The organism is Streptomyces sp. NPDC044704 (genome assembly GCF_056433525.1).
Genome location: NZ_JBWKGY010000008.1, coordinates 52,347 through 70,163, shown reverse-complemented (window position 1 = coordinate 70,163; position 17,817 = coordinate 52,347). Strand labels below are relative to the sequence as shown.

At 71.5% G+C, this 17,817-nt stretch carries 22 protein-coding genes; 10 read left to right on the top strand and 12 right to left on the bottom strand.

Going from position 1 to position 17,817, the window contains the following annotated elements; translation table 11 throughout:
- Nucleotides 1-13: 13 nt before the first annotated feature.
- Nucleotides 14-988, bottom strand: a complete 975-nt coding sequence (locus tag AC07B0_RS21005; protein WP_478898702.1) for a DUF1648 domain-containing protein — start codon at nt 986-988, stop codon at nt 14-16.
- Nucleotides 985-1,332, bottom strand: coding sequence for a GntR family transcriptional regulator (locus AC07B0_RS21000; protein ID WP_356872309.1), 348 nt, complete (start codon nt 1,330-1,332; stop codon nt 985-987). The genes AC07B0_RS21005 and AC07B0_RS21000 overlap by 4 nt, the downstream gene beginning before the upstream one ends.
- Before the next feature lie 199 nt (nt 1,333-1,531).
- On the opposite strand from AC07B0_RS21000, the gene AC07B0_RS20995 reads away from it, so the two are divergent.
- Nucleotides 1,532-2,326 carry an LppU/SCO3897 family protein gene (locus AC07B0_RS20995; RefSeq protein WP_356872311.1) on the top strand — a complete coding sequence of 265 codons (795 nt, stop codon included), beginning with the start codon at nt 1,532-1,534 and terminating at the stop codon, nt 2,324-2,326.
- Nucleotides 2,327-2,387: 61 nt separating this feature from the next.
- Nucleotides 2,388-2,777, top strand: a complete 390-nt coding sequence (locus tag AC07B0_RS20990) for a contact-dependent growth inhibition system immunity protein (RefSeq protein WP_356872313.1) — start codon at nt 2,388-2,390, stop codon at nt 2,775-2,777.
- 8 nt (nt 2,778-2,785) lie between these two features.
- Here AC07B0_RS20990 and AC07B0_RS20985 read toward each other — a convergent pair whose 3' ends face one another.
- Together AC07B0_RS20985 and AC07B0_RS20980 are read right to left on the bottom strand one after the other, a co-directional pair.
- Nucleotides 2,786-3,658 carry a helix-turn-helix domain-containing protein gene (locus AC07B0_RS20985; RefSeq protein WP_469382249.1) on the bottom strand — a complete coding sequence of 291 codons (873 nt, stop codon included), beginning with the start codon at nt 3,656-3,658 and terminating at the stop codon, nt 2,786-2,788.
- A gap of 330 nt (nt 3,659-3,988) precedes the next feature.
- Nucleotides 3,989-4,411: an ATP-binding protein gene (locus tag AC07B0_RS20980; protein WP_356872317.1), complete on the bottom strand. Its 423-nt coding sequence runs from the start codon at nt 4,409-4,411 to the stop codon at nt 3,989-3,991.
- A 153-nt stretch (nt 4,412-4,564) separates the two neighbouring features.
- On the opposite strand from AC07B0_RS20980, the gene AC07B0_RS20975 reads away from it, so the two are divergent.
- Genes AC07B0_RS20975 through AC07B0_RS20960 form a run of 4 tightly spaced genes read left to right on the top strand, consistent with a single transcriptional unit; the run spans nt 4,565 to nt 7,981 of the window.
- The gene (locus AC07B0_RS20975) at nt 4,565-5,428 is read left to right on the top strand and encodes a helix-turn-helix domain-containing protein (protein ID WP_469382250.1); all 864 of its coding nucleotides are present in this window, start codon (nt 4,565-4,567) and stop codon (nt 5,426-5,428) included.
- On the top strand, nt 5,425-5,670 hold the full coding sequence (locus AC07B0_RS20970; RefSeq protein WP_469382251.1) for a DUF397 domain-containing protein: 246 nt from the start codon (nt 5,425-5,427) through the stop codon (nt 5,668-5,670). The genes AC07B0_RS20975 and AC07B0_RS20970 overlap by 4 nt, the downstream gene beginning before the upstream one ends.
- 53 nt (nt 5,671-5,723) lie before the next feature.
- A complete protein-coding gene (locus AC07B0_RS20965) occupies nt 5,724-7,679 on the top strand; it encodes a WD40 repeat domain-containing serine/threonine protein kinase (RefSeq protein WP_478898701.1) in 1,956 nt (651 codons plus the stop codon).
- Nucleotides 7,676-7,981, top strand: coding sequence for a hypothetical protein (locus AC07B0_RS20960; RefSeq protein WP_356872325.1), 306 nt, complete (start codon nt 7,676-7,678; stop codon nt 7,979-7,981). The genes AC07B0_RS20965 and AC07B0_RS20960 overlap by 4 nt, the downstream gene beginning before the upstream one ends.
- Nucleotides 7,982-8,074: 93 nt before the next feature.
- On the opposite strand, the gene AC07B0_RS20955 is transcribed toward AC07B0_RS20960, so the two are convergent.
- From AC07B0_RS20955 to AC07B0_RS20940, 4 genes are all read right to left on the bottom strand, one after another.
- Entirely contained in the window at nt 8,075-9,418 is a 1,344-nt protein-coding gene (locus tag AC07B0_RS20955) for a dicarboxylate/amino acid:cation symporter (RefSeq protein ID WP_356872327.1), read from the bottom strand.
- A 400-nt stretch (nt 9,419-9,818) separates the two neighbouring features.
- Nucleotides 9,819-10,127 carry a DUF4229 domain-containing protein gene (locus AC07B0_RS20950; RefSeq protein WP_356872329.1) on the bottom strand — a complete coding sequence of 103 codons (309 nt, stop codon included), beginning with the start codon at nt 10,125-10,127 and terminating at the stop codon, nt 9,819-9,821.
- 128 nt (nt 10,128-10,255) lie between these two features.
- The gene (mqnE, locus tag AC07B0_RS20945; RefSeq protein WP_356872331.1) at nt 10,256-11,419 is read right to left on the bottom strand and encodes an aminofutalosine synthase MqnE; all 1,164 of its coding nucleotides are present in this window, start codon (nt 11,417-11,419) and stop codon (nt 10,256-10,258) included.
- 53 nt (nt 11,420-11,472) lie between these two features.
- On the bottom strand, nt 11,473-11,928 hold the full coding sequence (locus tag AC07B0_RS20940; protein WP_356872333.1) for an Lrp/AsnC family transcriptional regulator: 456 nt from the start codon (nt 11,926-11,928) through the stop codon (nt 11,473-11,475).
- A 122-nt stretch (nt 11,929-12,050) separates the two neighbouring features.
- Between AC07B0_RS20940 and AC07B0_RS20935 the strand changes: the two genes are divergently transcribed.
- Nucleotides 12,051-12,185, top strand: coding sequence for a hypothetical protein (locus tag AC07B0_RS20935; RefSeq protein ID WP_266947896.1), 135 nt, complete (start codon nt 12,051-12,053; stop codon nt 12,183-12,185).
- Here the strand turns inward: AC07B0_RS20935 and AC07B0_RS20930 are convergent.
- A complete protein-coding gene (locus tag AC07B0_RS20930) occupies nt 12,182-12,871 on the bottom strand; it encodes a UbiX family flavin prenyltransferase (RefSeq protein ID WP_356872336.1) in 690 nt (229 codons plus the stop codon). The two genes, AC07B0_RS20935 and AC07B0_RS20930, sit on opposite strands and share 4 nt — an antisense overlap.
- A gap of 92 nt (nt 12,872-12,963) precedes the next feature.
- Here AC07B0_RS20930 and AC07B0_RS20925 point away from each other — a divergent pair, with 92 nt between their 5' ends.
- Entirely contained in the window at nt 12,964-13,572 is a 609-nt protein-coding gene (locus AC07B0_RS20925) for a rhomboid family intramembrane serine protease (protein ID WP_478898700.1), read from the top strand.
- Between the two features lie 12 nt (nt 13,573-13,584).
- Here the strand turns inward: AC07B0_RS20925 and mqnP are convergent, their stop codons facing one another.
- Genes mqnP through AC07B0_RS20910 form a run of 3 tightly spaced genes read right to left on the bottom strand, consistent with a single transcriptional unit; the run spans nt 13,585 to nt 16,450 of the window.
- Nucleotides 13,585-14,514 carry a menaquinone biosynthesis prenyltransferase MqnP gene (gene mqnP, locus AC07B0_RS20920; protein ID WP_356872340.1) on the bottom strand — a complete coding sequence of 310 codons (930 nt, stop codon included), beginning with the start codon at nt 14,512-14,514 and terminating at the stop codon, nt 13,585-13,587.
- The gene (locus AC07B0_RS20915; protein WP_356872342.1) at nt 14,511-14,996 is read right to left on the bottom strand and encodes a hypothetical protein; all 486 of its coding nucleotides are present in this window, start codon (nt 14,994-14,996) and stop codon (nt 14,511-14,513) included. Before AC07B0_RS20915 ends, mqnP begins: the two co-directional genes overlap by 4 nt.
- Complete coding sequence (locus tag AC07B0_RS20910) at nt 14,993-16,450, bottom strand: menaquinone biosynthesis decarboxylase (RefSeq protein WP_356872344.1); 1,458 nt, start codon at nt 16,448-16,450, stop codon at nt 14,993-14,995. The genes AC07B0_RS20915 and AC07B0_RS20910 overlap by 4 nt, the downstream gene beginning before the upstream one ends.
- Before the next feature lie 90 nt (nt 16,451-16,540).
- Here AC07B0_RS20910 and AC07B0_RS20905 point away from each other — a divergent pair, with 90 nt between their 5' ends.
- Together AC07B0_RS20905 and AC07B0_RS20900 are read left to right on the top strand one after the other, a co-directional pair.
- A complete protein-coding gene (locus tag AC07B0_RS20905; RefSeq protein WP_356872346.1) occupies nt 16,541-16,975 on the top strand; it encodes a PLD nuclease N-terminal domain-containing protein in 435 nt (144 codons plus the stop codon).
- Between the two features lie 209 nt (nt 16,976-17,184).
- Nucleotides 17,185-17,724: a hypothetical protein gene (locus tag AC07B0_RS20900; protein ID WP_467296114.1), complete on the top strand. Its 540-nt coding sequence runs from the start codon at nt 17,185-17,187 to the stop codon at nt 17,722-17,724.
- The last annotated feature ends 93 nt before the right edge of the window (nt 17,725-17,817 follow it).

The window sequence follows — 17,817 nt, the reverse complement described above, 5'->3', positions numbered from 1 at the left end:
GCGAACCGGGGACTCAACCGGGGCGGCGGGCGGCCAGGGAGTTCAGGAGGGCCGCGCCGCGTTCGGCGTCGTCCACGCTGACCGCGAAGTCCTTGCCCTGGGAGCGGACGACCAGGCACCCGCCCGCGCGCAGCATCACGGTCGTGCCGAGTCCGCTGAGCCGGTAGCCCCAGCCGCCGACCTGGGCGGGCTCGCGGTCCTCGACGCGCGCGGAGTCGACGTCCTCGGCGGCCCAGCGGCGCACGGGCCACCGGAGCGGCCCGAAGGCGACCTCCAGGCCCTGTGCGCCGACCCGCGCCTGCGCGGAGGAGAAGGTGAGGACGAGGACGGACGCCACGGCGAAGGGGGCGACCAGCAGCCACTGCGGCCCCGTCAGCCCGCCCAGCCCGGCGAGTGCGCCCGCGACGGCCACGAGTCCGGTGACGGCGGCGGTCAGCTGGAGCCATCCGTTGGAGGCGCGCGAGAGCCAGAAGAGGCGTTCGCCCTCCGGGATGTCCATGGTGGGCCCCTGCGGCGGCTCCGCACCGGCTCCGGGGCGGCGGGCCAGGAGCGCTCCGACGACGCCGGCCACCGAGGCCGCCACGACGACGGCCAGCACCCAGCCCGACACGGACCCGGCCTGTCGCCAGTCTTCCCGGTCCAGGTTGGCCCGGACGATCGAGGCCTGTCCGCCGGCCAGGAACACCCCGCCCGAGAGCAGGGTCGCGGCGGTCCACCCGCCGGCCGCGGCCCCGGCCCGGCGCCGCGCGAGGGCGGCGCCCAGTACGAGCAGGGCCCAGACCAGTGCGGGGGCGAGCGCCGCCGCCCACAGCGGCATCGAGCCGTCCGGGGCTCCGGAGTCCCCGGTGTTCCAGTGCGTGGCGAGCCGGTCGGGCAGCCGCCCGCTCGCGGCCGGCGGCAGCGCCACGAGCAGCACCAGGATTCCGGCCGCCCAGGCGACGGCTCCCCACGCGCGCACGCTCCTCGTACCGACGTTGCGGTCGTTCACGGCACCTCCCTGATCATTTCTATGAGATCGGCCTTGCTGTAGCCCAAGTGCGCGCCGTCCTCGACGAGTTCGCGCACCCGCGCCAAGAGCGCCGACCGCCGGTCCGCGCCGTCGGCCACGGTCACCCCGCGGCCGCGCCGGAACTCCAGCAGTCCCTCGTCGCGCAGGGCGCGCAGACCGCGCAGCACGGTGTTCGCGTTCACTCCGAGCGCCTGCGAAAGGTCGCGGGCGGGCGGGATCCGGTCACCGGGGGCGCATTCGCCCTCGGCGATGGCGCGCCGGATCGCCCCGGCCACCTGCTCGTGCAGGGGGCGGTTGTCCGCGGTGTTCAGCTTCAGCAACATGATGCTAATAACGCTAGCACCATCGATGTCAGTTCGGGGGATCGTATCCGGACAGCCCGCGGCCGGAAGCAGCCTGGCGCTCCGCCGCGCCAACTCCCCTGTCCTGTAGGGCGGAACGGCTGCGTCACCCGTCGCCCACCGGGCAGAATCCGTGGGGGTCCGTCCGACGCCACGGCCCCCTCACCCCTAGGAGACGCCGGTGCCGTCCGAGGAAATCGCGTTAACGCTCACCGCCCAGCAGGCCGCCACGGGTGTGACCGTCAAGGTCCCCCTGGCGACCGGCACGGTCAGCCTGAACATCCCGCCCGCCCGCAACGGCGACCTCGTCCGCGCCCGTGTCGCGGGCGAGGAGGTGCTGATACGGATCCGCGTGAGCGGGACCCCTCCCGGCGCGGCGTTCCCCGCCGCGACGCAGAGCACTCCGGTCGCGTCCGGTACGGGTTCCAGAACGGGCCGCGGCGGCTGCCTGGTGGCCCTCGGCGTGGTCGCGGCCCTCGTCGTCGGCATCGTCCTGCTGGGCAACGACGGCGACGACTCCGACAACAAGGCCTCCACTTCCAGCAGTTCGACACCGGAGCCCCGCGGTGGGAACTACAGCCCGACGTACGCGCCCGCCCCCACCTACATGGCGACGGAGCCGGCCCCGTCGCTCAGCGCCGCCCCGGCGCCGGATCCGACCACCGCGACGCCCGACCCCGTCACCCCGACCACCGAGGCCGCCCCCACCCCCTTCGACCGGGGCACCTGCCTCAACGGGGAGCTCCCCGATTCGACGACGGCGCAGCGCGTCACGAACGTGGAGGAGGTCTCCTGCTCGGCGGGCGACGCCCACTACCGGGTGATCGAGAGCATCCCGCTGACCTCGGACATGGACCGCTGCAACGGCAACCCCAAAACGGAGTACGCCTTCTCCTACCGGTACACGATCAACGGTGCGGTCGTGAACGAGTACGTGTACTGCCTCGTCGGCATCGGCTCGTACTCCCGCGGTTGACGCCTCCCGCCTGATAAACAGGGAGGCTTCCGTTCCGCAACTCGGCAGACGCAAGGGCGACATGATGCTCCACCACCTGGACCACACTCTCGACGAGATCGACGGCCCCCCGTGGCCGCCCGCGCCGCCGAACGCGACGAGCCTCGTCTCCAAGGTCCACGCCCTGCGCCGCCGCCCGCTGGGCAGTCTCGCCCCGGCGGACCTGCGCACGCTGATCAGCCAGGACGTGGCACTGCCCTACGTGCTGCCGCTGGCGGTGGACCTCCTCGTGGAGGATCCGCTGCTGGACGCGTACTTCTACGAGGGTGATCTGCTGCACGCCGCCGTCACCCGGCCGGCCACGGCCTGGATCCCGTTCCCGGACCTGGCGGCCCGCCTCGCGCAGACCGTCGCCACCCTCCCGGACACCCCCGAGCGCTCGGCGTTCCTGGAGGAGCACGCGGGCTCCTGAGCGGCGGCTCAGGCCGCGGCCGCCGTCGGCGCGCCCGGGGGCGGGCAGTCGCGGCAGCGGCCGGGCTCGGGGGCCCGGAAGGCGCGGTCGCAGCCGTCGCAGTTCTGGAGCGGGTCCGGGCGGGCGGCGGGAGCCGGGGCCGGGGCGGGCGACAGGCGGGGCGGCCTGGACGACCTGAGCCGGTAGCCGAGCAGGGAGGCCGCGCGGCGCAGGTTCGGGGGCAGGTCCGCGGCGAGGGCCGTCCGCACGGCCTCGGGGGCGGCACCCCGGTGCAGCCAGTCGGCCACTCCGGGCGCGAGCCGCCGCACGTCCCGCTCGGAGAGCAGCAGCCGGTGGTCGTCCTCCCGCAGCCGGGCGAGCAACACCTCGGCCTCCCGCAACTCCGGCCCGCCGGCAGCCGGGGCGGGGTCGGGGTACGGGTCGGGGTCGGGGTCGGGATACGGCTCGGGATCAGGCTCCGGCTCGGGCTCGGGCCCCGGGTCAGGCTCCGGCTCGGGATACGGCTCCGGCTCCGGCTCTGGGTACGGCTCCGGCTCGGGTTCCGGTACCGGTGCGCGGTCGCCCGGCGGGGGCGGGGGCGGGGGCGGCGGGGGCGGGGGTTCCCCCTTCGGCTGGTTGTAGGACACCGTCCTGGTCACGATCCGCCCGTCGTCGACCCGTACGCGGCGCCGCTCCAGGTACCCGTACGCCTCCAGTTCCCGCAGGGCCGTCGCGATCCGGACCTCCCCCTCCGGGAACCGGTCGGCAAGGACCTTGATGCCGACGAGGGCACCGGCCGGCAGCGACTGGATGTGCAGGGCGAGCCCGATGGCCGTCAGCGACAGTCCGCGGTGCTGGGCGAGGTGGTTGCCGACCACGGTGTAGTGATCGGTGTGCCGCACGTTGACGTGAACGACACCGGATCGGATGGTCCCGGCAGGAACTCGGGACGAGGCGCCAGAGGGCGCGCTAGGCTGCATTGAAGCCATTGGGAAGGTGCTACTTCCTGGTTGGTCAGGCCCTCGCCCGGGATGCCAGTCCCGGCGGGGGCCGTCTCATGTCTGGGGTTGTCGGGCCGAGCATATGCCCGGCAACCATCCCGAAATCCAGCCCAGTTGGGACAGTTCACCCGTGCGAGTGAGCGGGGAGCCGGAGGGGTGGGGTTGGTTGGTTTCCCCTCGGTACTTGAACGGGGTTGGACGTCTCATCAGACCGGATCCCGAGGCCCCGCGTCATGGTTTCAGGCCCTCACCGGACAGATCCACCTCCGCCCACACCGCCTTGCACGGCGGCAGCCCCGGCTCCACACCCCACCGGTCGGCCAGCGCGGCCACCAGCACCAGTCCCCGCCCGCCCTCCGCACCCGGACCCGCGTCGCGAAGACTCGCGACACGGTCCCCGCGCGTGTCGACCACCTCGATCCGGAGCACCTTCGCGCCCCGGGTCAGCACCACCTGGAAGCCCCGCCCGGGCACCCGCCCGTGGGTCACCGCGTTGGCGGCCAGCTCCCCCACGATCAGCCCGGGCCCCTCCACGGGCAGCCCCCAGGAGCGGAGTTGCCCCACGGCGAGCAGCCGCGCCTGCCGGGCTCCTCGGGGCGTCGCGGGCAGACGGACGGCGAACTGCGCCTCGGTGTAACCGATATGAGTATTCACGTCACCCAGCGTGGCGTTCCGTGCGTACCGTGAGAAGCGCCAACGCCCGTGCGTCCGGGCTTTGTCCCGCGCTTGTCCGGCGCTGTCCCGGCTGTCCGGAGGCCGTACGGGCAGGGCGTGTGGAGACATTCGGTACGTCGGAGGTGGGCGCGCATGAGCGTGGACAGTGACGGTACGGAAACGGAAGACACCGGCTGGGAGATCGACCCCGAGGACGAGCAGGGCGCGGCCGTCCTGTCGGCGCTCGGCCGCCAGCTGAGGGCGTGGCGGGAGGAGGCGGGCAAGCGGGCCGCGGATTTCGGCGTCGAAGTCGGGTACGGGGAGGCGCTGGTCCGCAAGATCGAGGGCGGCAAGCGGATCCCGCGCCCGGAGTACCTGGACCGGGCGGACGAGGTCCTCCGGGCGAACGGGAAGATCGCCGCGATGAAGGCGGACATGGAACGGGTCCGCTACCCGAAGAAGGTCCGGGACCTGGCGGACCTGGAAAGCCGGGCCGTCGAGCTTTCCGCCTACGGCAGCCACAACATCCACGGCCTGTTGCAGACGGACGGCTACGCACGCGCCCTGTTCGAAATGTGGCAGCCCCCGCAGACCAAACAGGAGGTGGAACGGGGCCTGGCTGCCCGGATGGCACGCCGGTCGATCTTCGAACGCAGTCCCGCCCCCGCGCTCTGCTTCGTCCAGGAAGAGGTGACCCTTCGACGTCGCATCGGAGGGACAATGGTGATGCGTGCGCAGCTCGAACGACTGCTGGAAGTTTCCGCGTTGCGGCACGTGACGATCCAGGTCATGCCCACCGATCTCGAAGAGCACGCCGGTATGGGTGGGTTGATACAGGTACTGAAGTTCGCGGATGGATCAGCTGTAGGGCGCTCCGAAGGCGCCTTCAACGGCCGACCCGTTTCCGATCCGCGGCGGCTTCGGGTCCTCGAACAGTGCCATGCCATGATCCGGTCTCAGGCTCTCGCGCCACGGGAGTCCGTTGCATTCATCGAGCAAGTGCTTGGAGAGACATGATCGACAAGTCCGAGCTGGAGTGGTTCAAGAGCAGCTACAGCGACAGCGGCGACATCAACGACTGCGTCGAGGTGGCCTACACCTGGGTCAAGAGCAGCTACAGCGACAGCAGCGACGGCCACGACTGCGTCGAGGTGGCCCGTACCCCCGCCACCGTCCACGTGCGGGACTCCAAGGACACCGCCCTCCCCCACCTGGCCTTCGCGGCGACCGCCTGGGCGGAGTTCGTCTCACGCGCCTGACCCCCGTGCTACACAATGTCCCCTGTTCTTGGCGGCACGTCTCAGGGGGCCCAATGCGGGCGGGGGAGCACTTCTCCGGCAGGTACCGGCTCGACGCCCGGCTAGGGCACGGCGGCATCGGGGAGGTGTGGCGGGCGTACGACGTCGACCTCGGCCGGGCCGTCGCCCTGAAGGTGTTGCTGGAGTTCGACGCCCCGGACGAACTGCTGCGCCGCTTCCGGCGCGAGGCGGCGATCGGGGCGCGGCTCCAGCATCCCGGCATCACCGTCGTCCACGACATCGGGCACCACGAGAACCGGCTGTTCATCGTGATGGAGCTGCTGGAGGGCGAGGACCTCGCCCACCGGCTGGCCCGCTCGCCCGGCGGGCTGCCCGTGTCCGAGGCCCTCGAACTGGCCCTCCAGGCAACGGAAGCGCTGGAAGCCGCGCACGCGCAGAAGGTCGTGCACCGGGACCTCAAGCCCGCGAACCTCTTCCTCCTCGCCGACGGCCGTCTGAAGATCTGCGACTTCGGCATCGCGCGCACCGCCGACGCGACGGGCGGGCTGACGGTCACCGGCCGGCCGTTCGGCACCCCGTCCTACATGGCGCCCGAGCAGTGGCGCGGCGAGCACGTCGACGCCCGCTGTGACCTGTACGCCCTGGGGTGCGTGCTGCACGCGCTGCTGACGGGTGACACGCCCTTCCCGGCGACGGAGCAGCCGTGGGCGCTGATGCGCCGCCACCTGGACGAGGTACCGCCGGGCCTGCGGTCGGTGCGGCCGGACGTGCCGGTCGGCGTCGAGACGCTGGTCGCCTCGCTGCTGGCCAAGGACCCGGCCGAGCGGCCCGACGCGGCCGCCACGGTCCGGATCCTGCGCGCGCTGTGCCGGCCGGAGCCGGGCCCGCACACCGCCCCCACCGAGACCGCCCCCGCCCCGCCCGCCCCGCCCCGGCCCCCGGAGCCGACGGAGCCCGGCCCGGCCGCACCCGACGTACGCGGCGCACCCGACGCGGGCGGTCCGAGCCGCCGCAACGTCGTCCTCGGCGGCCTCGCCGCGCTCGCCGTGGCCTCGGGCGGCACCTTCGCCGCGCTGAAGCTCACCGGGGACGGAAACGGCGGGGGAACCGGCGGCGGAAAGGGAAGCGGGAACGGCGCCGCTCCGCAGTCCTCCGTCCTCACCGACGACGCCGGGGCGGTGTCCTCGGTGGCGTTCAGCCCGGACGGCAAGACCCTCGCCTGCGGCAACAGCAGCAAGACGGTCCGCTTGTGGAAGCTGGCCACCCGCGCCAAGACCTCGCCCTTCGGCACCCACGCCAACGCGGTGGCATCGGTGGCGTTCAGCTCCGACGGCGCGAGCTTCGCCAGCGGCAGCCTCGACAACAGCATCCGGCTGTGGGACGTCCGCAGGCGCAGCGCCGACGTCCTCACCGGGCACACCAGCAGCGTGTGGGCGGTGGCGTTCAGCCCCGACGGCAAGACCCTGGCCAGCGGCAGCTGGGACCACACCGTCCGCCTGTGGAACGTCGCCGACCGCACCAGCGGCTCCCTCACCGGGCACACCAGCAGCGTCTGGTGCGTGGCCTTCGGCCCCGACGGCACGGCCCTCGCCAGCGGCGGTGACGACAACACCGTGCTGGTGTGGGACGTCGCCACCCGCGCCGTCGACACCACGCTCTCCGGCCACGGCGGCGCGGTCGCGTCCGTCGCGTTCAGCCCCGACGGGAAGACCGTCGCGACCGGCAGCAGCGACAACACCGCCCGCCTGTGGAACCTCGCCAAGGGCACCAGCGTCACCCTCGCCGCCCACTCCGGCGCCGTGTCCTCGGTGGCGTTCAGCCCCGACGGCCGGACCCTCGCCACCGGCAGCAGCGACAACACCGTCCGCCTGTGGAACGTCGCCGAGCGCTCCCCCACCATCTTGACCGGCCACACCGGCGCCGTGTCCTCCGTCGCGTTCAGCCCCGACGGCCGGACCCTCGCCACCGGCAGCGCCGACAACACCATCCGCCTGTGGAGCCTCAGGTGAGGGAGAACGTCGACCTGCCCGAGGACCAGGGGTGCCTGCGCTGGGTGCTCGGCGTCCCGCTCGTCCTGATCTACGTACCGGCGGTGCTCTTCTGCTGGTCGGCGCTGGCCATGAGCCCCGGCCCGGCGGACGATCCGCTGCGGGAGGACGTCCGCTTCGCCGCCGGTCTCACGATCGCCGTGTGCTTCGCCGGGCTGCTGCTGACCGCCGTACCGGTCTTCCACCGCACCATGGGCCGCTGGTGGTACGCCGGCCCCTTCCTCCTGGCCTCCGTCGCCTGGGTCCGCGCCCTGACCGTGTGACGTGACGACAGGCGGGCGGACCGGGAAACGCCGCGGCCCCCGCCCGGACGGGGGCGGGGGCCGCGGTGGGCGCGCGCGGGGCGCGTGCCCGGATCAGGCGGTGACGGCGACCGGGGCGCCGGCCTTCTCCTCGGCCGGGGCGGCGGCCTTCTCGTCCAGCGGGGAGGAGGAGGCGGTGGCGTAGGCCTCCTTGTCCAGGATCCCCTCACGGGCCGCGACGATGACCGGGACGACGGCCTGGCCGGCCACGTTGGTGGCGGTGCGCATCATGTCCAGGATCGGGTCGATCGCCATGAGCAGGCCGACACCGGCCAGCGGCAGGCCCAGCGTGGACAGGGTCAGGGTCAGCATCACGGTCGCGCCGGTCAGACCGGCCGTGGCGGCGGAGCCGACCACCGAGACGAACGCGATGAGCAGGTACTCCTTGATGCCCAGCTGCACGTCGAAGATGTTCGCGATGAAGATCGCGGCGAGCGCCGGGTAGATCGCGGCGCAGCCGTCCATCTTCGTGGTGGCGCCGAACGGGACGGCGAAGGAGGCGTACTCCTTCGGGACGCCGAGGCGCTCGGTGACCTTCTGGGTGACCGGCATCGTGCCGACCGAGGAGCGGGAGACGAAGGCCAGCTGGATCGCGGGCCAGGCGCCCTTGAAGAACTGGACCGGGTTCACCTTGGCGACGGCCCACAGGAGCAGCGGGTAGACGCCGAACATCACGAGGGCCGAGCCGATGTACACGTCGGCGGTGAAGGTGGCGTACTTGCCGATGAGCTCCCAGCCGTAGCTGGCGATGGCGGTGCCGATGAGGCCGACGGTGCCGATCGGGGCGAGGCGGATGACCCACCACAGGGCCTTCTGGAGGAGTTCCAGGACCGACTCGGCGAGGCTGAGGACCGGCTGGGCCTTGCTGCCGAGTTGGAGGGCGGCGATGCCGGCGACGGCGGCCATGAAGACGATCTGGAGGACGTTCAGCTCGGTGAACGGCGTGATGACGTCCTTCGGCACGATGCCGGTCAGGAAGTCGATCCAGGAGCCCGTCCGCTTGGGCTCCTTGCCGTCGGCCGGGGTGAGGCCGGTGCCCGCGCCGGGGTCGGTCAGCAGGCCTATCGCGAGGCCGATGGCCACCGCGATCAGCGAGGTGATCATGAACCAGAGCAGGGTGCGGGAGGCGAGCCGCGCGGCGTTGTTCACCTTCCGCAGGTTGGTGATGGACACCAGGATCGCGAAGAAGACGAGCGGGGCGACGGCCAGCTTCAGCAGCTGGACGAAGATGTCGCCGACCTGCTCCAGCGTGGTCTTCAGCCAGCTGATGTCCTGGCTGCGGGCGAGCCAGCCGAACAGCACGCCGAGCACGAGACCGGTGACGATCTGGGCCCAGAAGGGGAACTTGAAGGAGGCCTTGGCGGGGGCCGGGGCCTGGGGGGTCGCGGACACGGACACTCTCCGGGGGTGACGCACAACGTACGGCGGAAGGTTCTGCAAGGGGTGCGGTGCGGCAGCAGCCGGAAGGGGCCGGGCCGGCCGGGACCGCTGCTGTATCGATTCAGCTCAACGGCAGAGGGAATCAGCGGCAACAGCAACAGGCCGCGGACACGCGGCGGCAGAGGTCGACGTGCAGGCGCTCCACGAGCGGAAGGCTCGCGGTCATCGGGTGCGCAACTGTGGTCAACATGTTGAACACGCTAACACTTCTCCTTTGAGAAGCCCAAAGGCATTCTTTGATCCAGAGCGCCCGGGAAGCCGCCGCGCCGGGCCCGGAAAACACGAAAGCCCCAGCGTTACGGGCGGTATTCCCGTAGCTGGGGCGGTTCGGTGTGTGAGGAAGCCAACCCGCCTCGCGTCAGTTCACGCGGGCGGCGTCGTCGGCCACGTCCTCCTGGCTGCGGTTCGCGGCGAGCTTCTGCTTCGCACCCGCGACGCGTCCGGAGATCTGCTCGGACATCTCGTCGCGCTGCTTGCGCAGCAGGACGAACGACAGCGGGGCCGAGATCACCAGCGCGAGCAGCACGATCCAGACGACGTTGGCGTCACCGAGGGATGCGGGCACCCACTTCAGGCGGACCAGGACGGTCACGAAGACCAGGCATCCGACGAAGATGCCCAGGCGCATCGCGGTGTAGCGGATCGTCGCGCTCGGCTTGAGGGACACGGTGACCCCTTCTCTCTCGTCGTCCTGCGGGCTTGGCGTGCCCGTCCAGTGAAGCACGCCGCTCCCCGGCGGCGGCCCGCCGGGGGGAGCGCCCCGGCCGGGCGCGGGCCGGGGCGAAGGGAGCGGCGTCAGAGGCGCATGGCCTGCGGCGTCTCGCGCAGGGCGGCGTCCGGGCCGGGGTACTCGCGGATGATCTCGTAGCGCGTGTTGCGCTCGACCGGGCGGAAGCCCGCCTCGCGGATGAGCTCCAGCAGGTCGTCGCGGCCCAGCTTGTTCGGGGTGCCGTAGTTGTCGGCGTCGTGCGTGATCTTGTACTCGACGACCGAGCCGTCCATGTCGTCCGCGCCGTGCAGGAGGGCGAGCTGGGCGGTCTGCACGCCGTGCATCACCCAGAAGACCTTGACGTGCGGGACGTTGTCGAAGAGCAGCCGGGAGACCGCGAAGGTCTTCAGCGCCTCGGCGCCGGTCGCCATCGTCGTCCGCGCCTGGAGCTTGTTGCGGACCTTGCCGTCCTTCATGTCCACGAAGTCGTGCTGGTAGCGCAGCGGGATGAAGACCTGGAAGCCGCCGGTCTCGTCCTGGAGCTCGCGCAGCCGCAGCACGTGGTCCACGCGGTGGCGCGGCTCCTCGATGTGCCCGTAGAGCATCGTCGCGGGCGTCTTGAGCCCCTTCGAGTGCGCCAGGCGGTGGATGCGCGACCAGTCTTCCCAGTGGGTGCGGTGGTCGACGATGTGCTGGCGGACCTCCCAGTCGAAGATCTCCGCGCCGCCGCCGGTCAGCGACTCCAGTCCGGCCTCGATCAGCTCGTCGAGGATGTCGGAGGCCGACATCCCGGAGATCGTCTCGAAGTGGTGGATCTCGGTGGCCGTGAACGCCTTCAGCGAGACGTTCGGCAGCGCCTCCTTGAGGGCGGACAGCGAGCGCGGGTAGTACCGCCACGGCAGGGTGGGGTGCAGGCCGTTGACGATGTGCAGCTCGGTGAGGTTCTCGTTCTCCATGGCCTTGGCCAGGCGGACGGCCTCCTCGATGCGCATCGTGTACGCGTCCTTCTCGCCCGGCTTGCGCTGGAAGGAGCAGTACGCGCACGACGCGGTGCACACGTTCGTCATGTTGAGGTGGCGGTTGACGTTGAAGTGGACCACGTCGCCGTTCTTGCGCGTGCGCACCTCGTGGGCGAGGCCACCGAGCCAGGCCAGGTCGTCCGACTCGTAGAGGGCGATCCCGTCCTCACGCGTCAGCCGCTCGCCGGAGCGGACCTTCTCCTCCAGCTCACGCTTGAGCCCAGCGTCCATGCCGGTGTCTCCTCTTTGTCCTGACCTGCCTGCAACCGCCACCCACCGTACTCTCAGCTCTCCTCGGGCAGCTCCCCGACCCGGTTCTCCCACTTGGTGGAGAGCACGATCGTGGTGCGGGTGCGGGAGACGCCCTTGGTTCCCGACAGCTTGCGGATGATCTTCTCCAGGCCGTCGACGTCGCTGGCGCGGACCTTCAGCATGAAGGAGTCGTCACCCGCGATGAACCAGCAGTCCTCGATCTCCGCGAGGTCGCGGAGCCTGCGCGCCACGTCCTCGTGGTCGGCGGCGTCGGAGAGGGAGATGCCGATCAGGGCGGTGACGCCGAGGCCGAGCTCCGCGGCGGCCACCGTCGCGCGGTAGCCCGTGATGACGCCGGCCGTCTCCAGACGGTTGATGCGGTCGGTGACGCTGGGGCCGGAGAGGCCCACGAGACGGCCCAGCTCCGCATACGAGGCACGACCGTTCTCACGAAGTGCCTGGATGAGCTGCCTGTCCACCGTGTCCATTACGTGGAGCCTTCCATTATTCGGCGATTCTGCAAGTCTAGGTATAGAATCTAAGGCACGCAGGGTCAACACCCTGCGAATCTTTTAGTCAGATCAATGACGATCTTCAGGAGTGGTTCACCGTGTACACGATCGAGATGGCCTACGCACACATGCGACAGCTCCAGGAGCTGGCCAACCGATCCCGCACCGACCAGCCGTCCGCCGCTCACCGCGTGGACAAGACCCGCAAGCCGCGCAGCGCCAAGAAGCGCTAGTCACCGCCGCTCGCCCCCTCGGGAGAGCGGGAGCCACCGAGCTCCCCCTCCCACCGGCGGTACAGCCGGTGCGGCACACCCGCCGCGTCGAGCACCCGCCCCGCGACGAAGTCCACCAGGTCCTGGATGTGCGTCGCGCCCGCGTAGAACGCCGGAGAGGCGGGCAGCACGACCGCGCCCGCCTCGTCCAGCGCCACCAGCTGCTTGAGCGTCTGCCCGCTCAGCGGGGTCTCCCGCACCGCGACCACCAGCCGCCGCCGTTCCTTGAGCGTCACGCTCGCGACGCGCTGGAGCAGGTCCTTCGACAGTCCGAGCGCCACACCGGCCACGCACGCCGTCGACGCCGGGACGATCAGCATCCCCTTGACCGGGTACGAGCCCGAACTCGGCCCCGCCGCCAGGTCCCCGGCGGCCCAGTACCGGACGTCGTCCAGTTCCGGCCGCGCGAAGGTCCCGGGCTTCCCGTCGGCCCCCCACCGCAGCCACTCCCCCAGATCGTCCCGCCAGTGCGCGTCGCGGAAGGCGATCCCGGTCTCGTCCAACAGGGTGAGCCGCGAAGCCCGGCTGACCACCAGGTCGACGCTCTCCCCCGCAGCCAGCAGCCCGCGGAGGACCGCCGCCGCGTACGGCGTCCCGGAGGCCCCGGAAACCCCGACCACCCACGGGGTGCGCTTGCGCTCAGTCATACCTCCGAGACTATCCGGCCACCCCGGGCGGGCACTCGGTAAGGTGCCCGCACGTTCCGAAGACGGGGCGGCGATCAGGGGGGACGAGCGGGATGAGTACGACGACGCGTCAGGACGAGTGGCGCCGGCGGGACCGGGCGAAGGCCGCCGCGCAGCTGATGCTGGGCTGGGTGGCCCTGCTGTGGGTGCTGGAGGCCGTCGACTACGCCACCGGGCACGCGCTGGACGCGTACGGGATCGTGGCCCGGGACCCGGGCAGTCTGACGGGCGTCGTCACCGGGTCCTTCCTGCACTTCGGCTTCGGTCACGTCTTCGCCAACAGCGTCCCGCTGCTGGTGCTCGGCTTCATCACGGCGCTGTCCGGGATCCGGCGCTTCCTCGCGGTGTCCGGGCTGATCATGCTGGCGGACGGGATCGGCACCTGGCTGATCTCCCCGTCGGACACCATGACCCTGGGCGCCTCGGGCGTCGTCTACGGCCTCTTCGGCTACGTGGTGGTGCGCGGGTTCGTCGAACGCAAGCCGCTCGGGATCCTCGTCGGCGTGGCCGTCGCCGCCTACTGGGGAGGAACGTTCTTCCTCGGTCTGCTGCCGCTGGATCCGACGATCAGCTGGCAGGGACACCTGTGCGGCCTGGCGGGCGGGGTGCTGACGGCCCTGTACTTCCGCCGCCCGGACCACCGCCCCGCCCTCGCCGCCTAGCGCTGCGGCCTGTTACGGCGTCAGGCCCCGCACCGCGAGGTCGAGCAGCGCGCACACGAACAGGGCGATCCCGATGAAGCCGTTGACCGTGAAGAAGGCGCGGTTCAGGCGGGACAGGTCGTTCGGCTTGACGATGGTGTGCTCGTAGCAGAAGGCGACGGCCACGATCGCGAGGCCCGCCCAGAACAGCGGGCCCGCGTCCGTGGCGACGGCGTACCAGGCCAGCAGGGCCGTGGTGACGACGTGCGCGCCGCGCGCTCCCCACAGGGCGGCCGCGACGCCGTAGCGCGCGGGGACTGACTTGACCCCCTCCGCGCGGTCCGCGGCCACGTCCTGGCTGCCGAAGATCAGGTCGAAGCCGCCGATCCAGACGCCCACCGCGAGACCCAGGATCACCGCGTCCCACGACCACGTGCCGGTGACGGCCAGCCAGGCCCCGACCGGACCGATCGCCTGGGCGAGGCCCAGGATGGCGTGCGGGAAGTTCGTGAACCGCTTGCCGTACGGGTAGACCACCATCGGGATCACGGCGACCGGCGCCAGCATCAGGCACAGCGGGTTCAGCAGCGCCGCCGAGCCGAGGAAGACGGCCAGCGCGATCCCGGCCCCGGTCCAGGCGGAGCGCACCGACACCGCGCCGGTGACGAGCTCGCGCCCGGCGGTGCGCGGGTTCCGGGCGTCGATCTCGCGGTCGATGATCCGGTTGGCGGCCATCGCGAAGGTCCGCAGCCCGACCATGCAGACGGTGACGAGCAGCAGCGTGCCCCAGTGCACCGTCCCGTCGAGCCGGAACATCGCGGTGAACGCGGCGATGTAGGCGAAGGGCAGCGCGAAGACCGAGTGCTCGATCATCACGAGCCGCAGGAAGGCCTTGACCTTGCCGTTCGCCCGGGGCGCGGGCGCGGGCCCGGACCCGAGGACGCCCTCGGCAGCCGACGTCATCGCAGGGACCTCCGGAACTGTTCGAGTTCGGCGCGCAGGTCGGTGACCGACTGCGGGCCGATCTCCACCTCCAGCTGGGGCGTGCCCTCCGAGGGCGGCGGGACGACGGCCGCCAGGAAGGCGAAGCCCTCGCCGGCCGGGCGGCCCTCCAGGCGGAGCACGTCGTGGGCGGCCACGGTGAGGACCACCGTGAACTCCTTCTCGGTGTCCGCGGTGGCGTCGAGCAGACTGGCGGCGAAGGCGTCCGCGTCGGCGGTGGACAGCTCGTCGAGGGCGATCTCGCGGCCCTCGCCGTCCGTCCGGTCGGCGATCAGCTGCCACAGGTCGGACGGCCCCGCGAACTCCTCGGGGGTCACTCCGGTGCGCTCGGCCGCTTCCCGGACGCCCGGCTGCGCCGGGTCGATCTCGGGGCGGACCAGCGCGACGCAGGGGGTGTCGCTGCCGATGAAGAGGGCGGGTCCGCCCACGGCGATGTCGCTCACAGGCCGTACTCCTTCCAGCGGCGGTCCACGAGGGCCGCCGTCGCGGGGTCGGACTCCACCATGTCGGGCCAGCCGCCGTCGCGCGTGTAACCCTCCTCCGGAAGTTTCTTCGTGGCGTCGATGCCCGCCTTGCCGCCCCAGAACTGCTGGTAGGAAGCGTGGTCCAGATGGTCGACCGGACCCTCGACCACCGTCAGGTCACGGGAGTAGTCGGTATTGCCCAGCGCGCGCCAGGACACCTCGTGCAGGTCGTGGACGTCGCAGTCCTTGTCCACCACGATGATCAGCTTGGTCAGCGACATCATGTGGGCGCCCCAGATGGCGTGCATGACCTTCTGCGCGTGCTTCGGGTACTTCTTGTCGATCGAGACGATCGCGCAGTTGTGGAAGCCGCCCGACTCCGGCAGGTGGTAGTCCACGATGTCCGGCACGATGATCTTCAGCAGGGGCAGGAAGAACCGCTCCGTGGCCCGGCCCAGCGGACCGTCCTCGGTGGGCGGCCGGCCGACGACGATCGACTGGATCAGCGGACGCTTGCGCATCGTCACGCAGTCGATCTTCAGCGCGGGGAAGGGCTCCTGCGGGGTGTAGAAGCCGGTGTGGTCGCCGAACGGCCCCTCGGGGAGCATCTCCCCGGGCTCCAGCCAGCCCTCGATGACGACCTCGGCGTTGGCCGGGACCTGGAGCGGGACCGTCTTGCAGTCGACCATCTCGATCCGCTTGCCCGCGACGAACCCGGCGAACAGGTACTCGTCGATGTCTCCGGGCAGCGGTGCGGTGGAGGCGTAGGTCACGGCCGGCGGGCAGCCGAAGGCGATCGCGACGGGCAGCCGCTCGCCCTTCGCCGCGGCGACGGCGTAGTGGTTGCGGCTGTCCTTGTGGATCTGCCAGTGCATGCCGATGGTGCGCTTGTCGTGGCGCTGGAGGCGGTAGAGACCGAGGTTGCGCACGCCCGTCTCGGGGTGCTTGGTGTGCGTCAGGCCGAGGTTGAAGAAGTCCCCGCCGTCCTTGGGCCAGGTGAACAGCGCCGGGAGCTGGTCGAGGTCGACGTCGTCGCCGGTGAGGACGACCTCCTGGACGGGCGCGGAGTCGCCCTTCACCTTCTTCGGCGGGACGTGCACCATCGAGCCGAGCTTGCCGAAGGCCTCGCGGACGCCGATGAAGCCCTGCGGCAGTTCGGGCTTGAGGAGGCCGCCGATCTTCTCGCTGATCTCGGCGTACGACTTCAGGCCGAGGGCCTTCAGCAGGCGCCGGTCGGTTCCGAAGACGTTCATGGCGAGCGGCATCGCCGAGCCCTTGACGTTCTCGAACAAGAGGGCCGGGCCGCCCGCCTTGTTCACTCGGTCGACGATCTCCCCGACCTCCAGGTACGGGTCGACTTCGGCCTTGATGCGCTTGAGGTCGCCCTCTCGCTCCAGAGCCCGGAGCAGCGAGCGGAGATCGTCGTAAGCCATGGGGCCCAGTATCCGTCACCCTCTACCCTGGAAGCGTCACCGGGGCCCGACGCGGGCCCGCCGTCACTGCCCGGGAGTCGGTCCCACACCGTGCTGCGCTATCTGCCGTTCCTGCTGATCCTCGCGCTGACCATCTACGCCTTCATCGACTGCCTGAACACGCCCGAGGAAGAGGTCAAGGTCCTCCCCAAGGGGGTCTGGGTGATCATCATCCTGCTCTTCTCGATCGTCGGCCCGGTGGTGTGGCTCTTCGCGGGCAAGAAGCGGGCCGCGGTGGGCGGCGGGGGCGGGGGCTTCGGCGGCGGCCGGTCGCGCCGGACCCAGTGGGTGGCCCCCGACGACAACCCGGAGTTCCTGAAGTCCCTGCGCGACGAGCAGGACGAGAAGGACCAGAAGGACGCGCGGGACGCGAAGGAAGCCCGGGACGCCAAGGAAGCCGCGGAGAAGGACGCCCCGGAGAAGGACGTCTCGGACACGGACGCCCCGGACACGGACAAGGGCAAGGGCAAGGACGACCAGGCCTAGGACCGTCAGGCCCGGGTCGCGTCCCGCGCGCACCGCGCGGGGAACTCTCCCGCGCCGTGCGCGCGTTGAACGGAGACGGACCGCCTCCCCCGCTGCGCCCGGCCTGTTGACCGGCCCGGTGACCTGCCCGGCGACCACCCCGCCCAGCGGCCCCCACATGTGACGCAAAGTTGATTGAACGCGTTCAAGTCGGCTGACAGAATGGCCCCATGCCACTGCCACGGGCCTCTCAGCACGGCGGGCCGCGGATCGTCGACACGGTCCTGCGCAATCTCCTCGCGTACGGCGTGCTCGTCGCCGCCCTGCTCACCATGACCGGCTGGAACACGCAGCACTCCGCCCCCGGCCCCGTCCCCGCCGTCTACGACGCCGACCTCTCCGAGATCGTCGGCACCTGGCGCTGCGTCGAGGGCACCGTGGTCGTCTTCCGTGCCGACGGCAGCGCCTCCGTCACCCTCCTCGACGGCCAGGAACGCGACTACGCGGCGGGCTGGCGGCTTTCCGGCCCCGCCTCCTGGAAGCTCACCAGCGACGACCAGCCGGCCGGCCGCAACCTCGGCCAGCACCTGCGCCTGGACCTGCCCGCCGCCACCGGCACCGCCACCCGCAGCGGCACCACGACCAGGGCCCCGGGCCGCTACTCGTGGACCTTCGAACTGCGCCGCGACGAACGCCGGACCCTGGAGCTGTACTTCTTCCTCGGCCCCGCGCAGGGGCACGGCGCGTACGTCCTGGAGAAGGACGCGTAGCGCCGCACGTACGGCGAGAGGCCCCGCCGCCCGCCCGACGTGGTCGGGGCGGGCGGCGGGGCCTCTCGGCGTACGGCGTCCTGCGTCCTGCGG

Coding starts and splice junctions, on each gene's coding strand:
- AC07B0_RS21000 (WP_356872309.1), bottom strand. CDS start 1,332: ATGTTGCTGAAGCTGAACACCGCGGACAACCGCCCCCTGCACGAGCAG.
- AC07B0_RS20990 (WP_356872313.1), top strand. CDS start 2,388: ATGATGCTCCACCACCTGGACCACACTCTCGACGAGATCGACGGCCCC.
- AC07B0_RS20975 (WP_469382250.1), top strand. CDS start 4,565: ATGAGCGTGGACAGTGACGGTACGGAAACGGAAGACACCGGCTGGGAG.
- AC07B0_RS20970 (WP_469382251.1), top strand. CDS start 5,425: ATGATCGACAAGTCCGAGCTGGAGTGGTTCAAGAGCAGCTACAGCGAC.
- AC07B0_RS20965 (WP_478898701.1), top strand. CDS start 5,724: ATGCGGGCGGGGGAGCACTTCTCCGGCAGGTACCGGCTCGACGCCCGG.
- mqnE (WP_356872331.1), bottom strand. CDS start 11,419: ATGGACGCTGGGCTCAAGCGTGAGCTGGAGGAGAAGGTCCGCTCCGGC.
- AC07B0_RS20940 (WP_356872333.1), bottom strand. CDS start 11,928: ATGGACACGGTGGACAGGCAGCTCATCCAGGCACTTCGTGAGAACGGT.
- AC07B0_RS20930 (WP_356872336.1), bottom strand. CDS start 12,871: ATGACTGAGCGCAAGCGCACCCCGTGGGTGGTCGGGGTTTCCGGGGCC.
- AC07B0_RS20925 (WP_478898700.1), top strand. CDS start 12,964: ATGAGTACGACGACGCGTCAGGACGAGTGGCGCCGGCGGGACCGGGCG.
- mqnP (WP_356872340.1), bottom strand. CDS start 14,514: ATGACGTCGGCTGCCGAGGGCGTCCTCGGGTCCGGGCCCGCGCCCGCG.
- AC07B0_RS20910 (WP_356872344.1), bottom strand. CDS start 16,450: ATGGCTTACGACGATCTCCGCTCGCTGCTCCGGGCTCTGGAGCGAGAG.
- AC07B0_RS20900 (WP_467296114.1), top strand. CDS start 17,185: ATGCCACTGCCACGGGCCTCTCAGCACGGCGGGCCGCGGATCGTCGAC.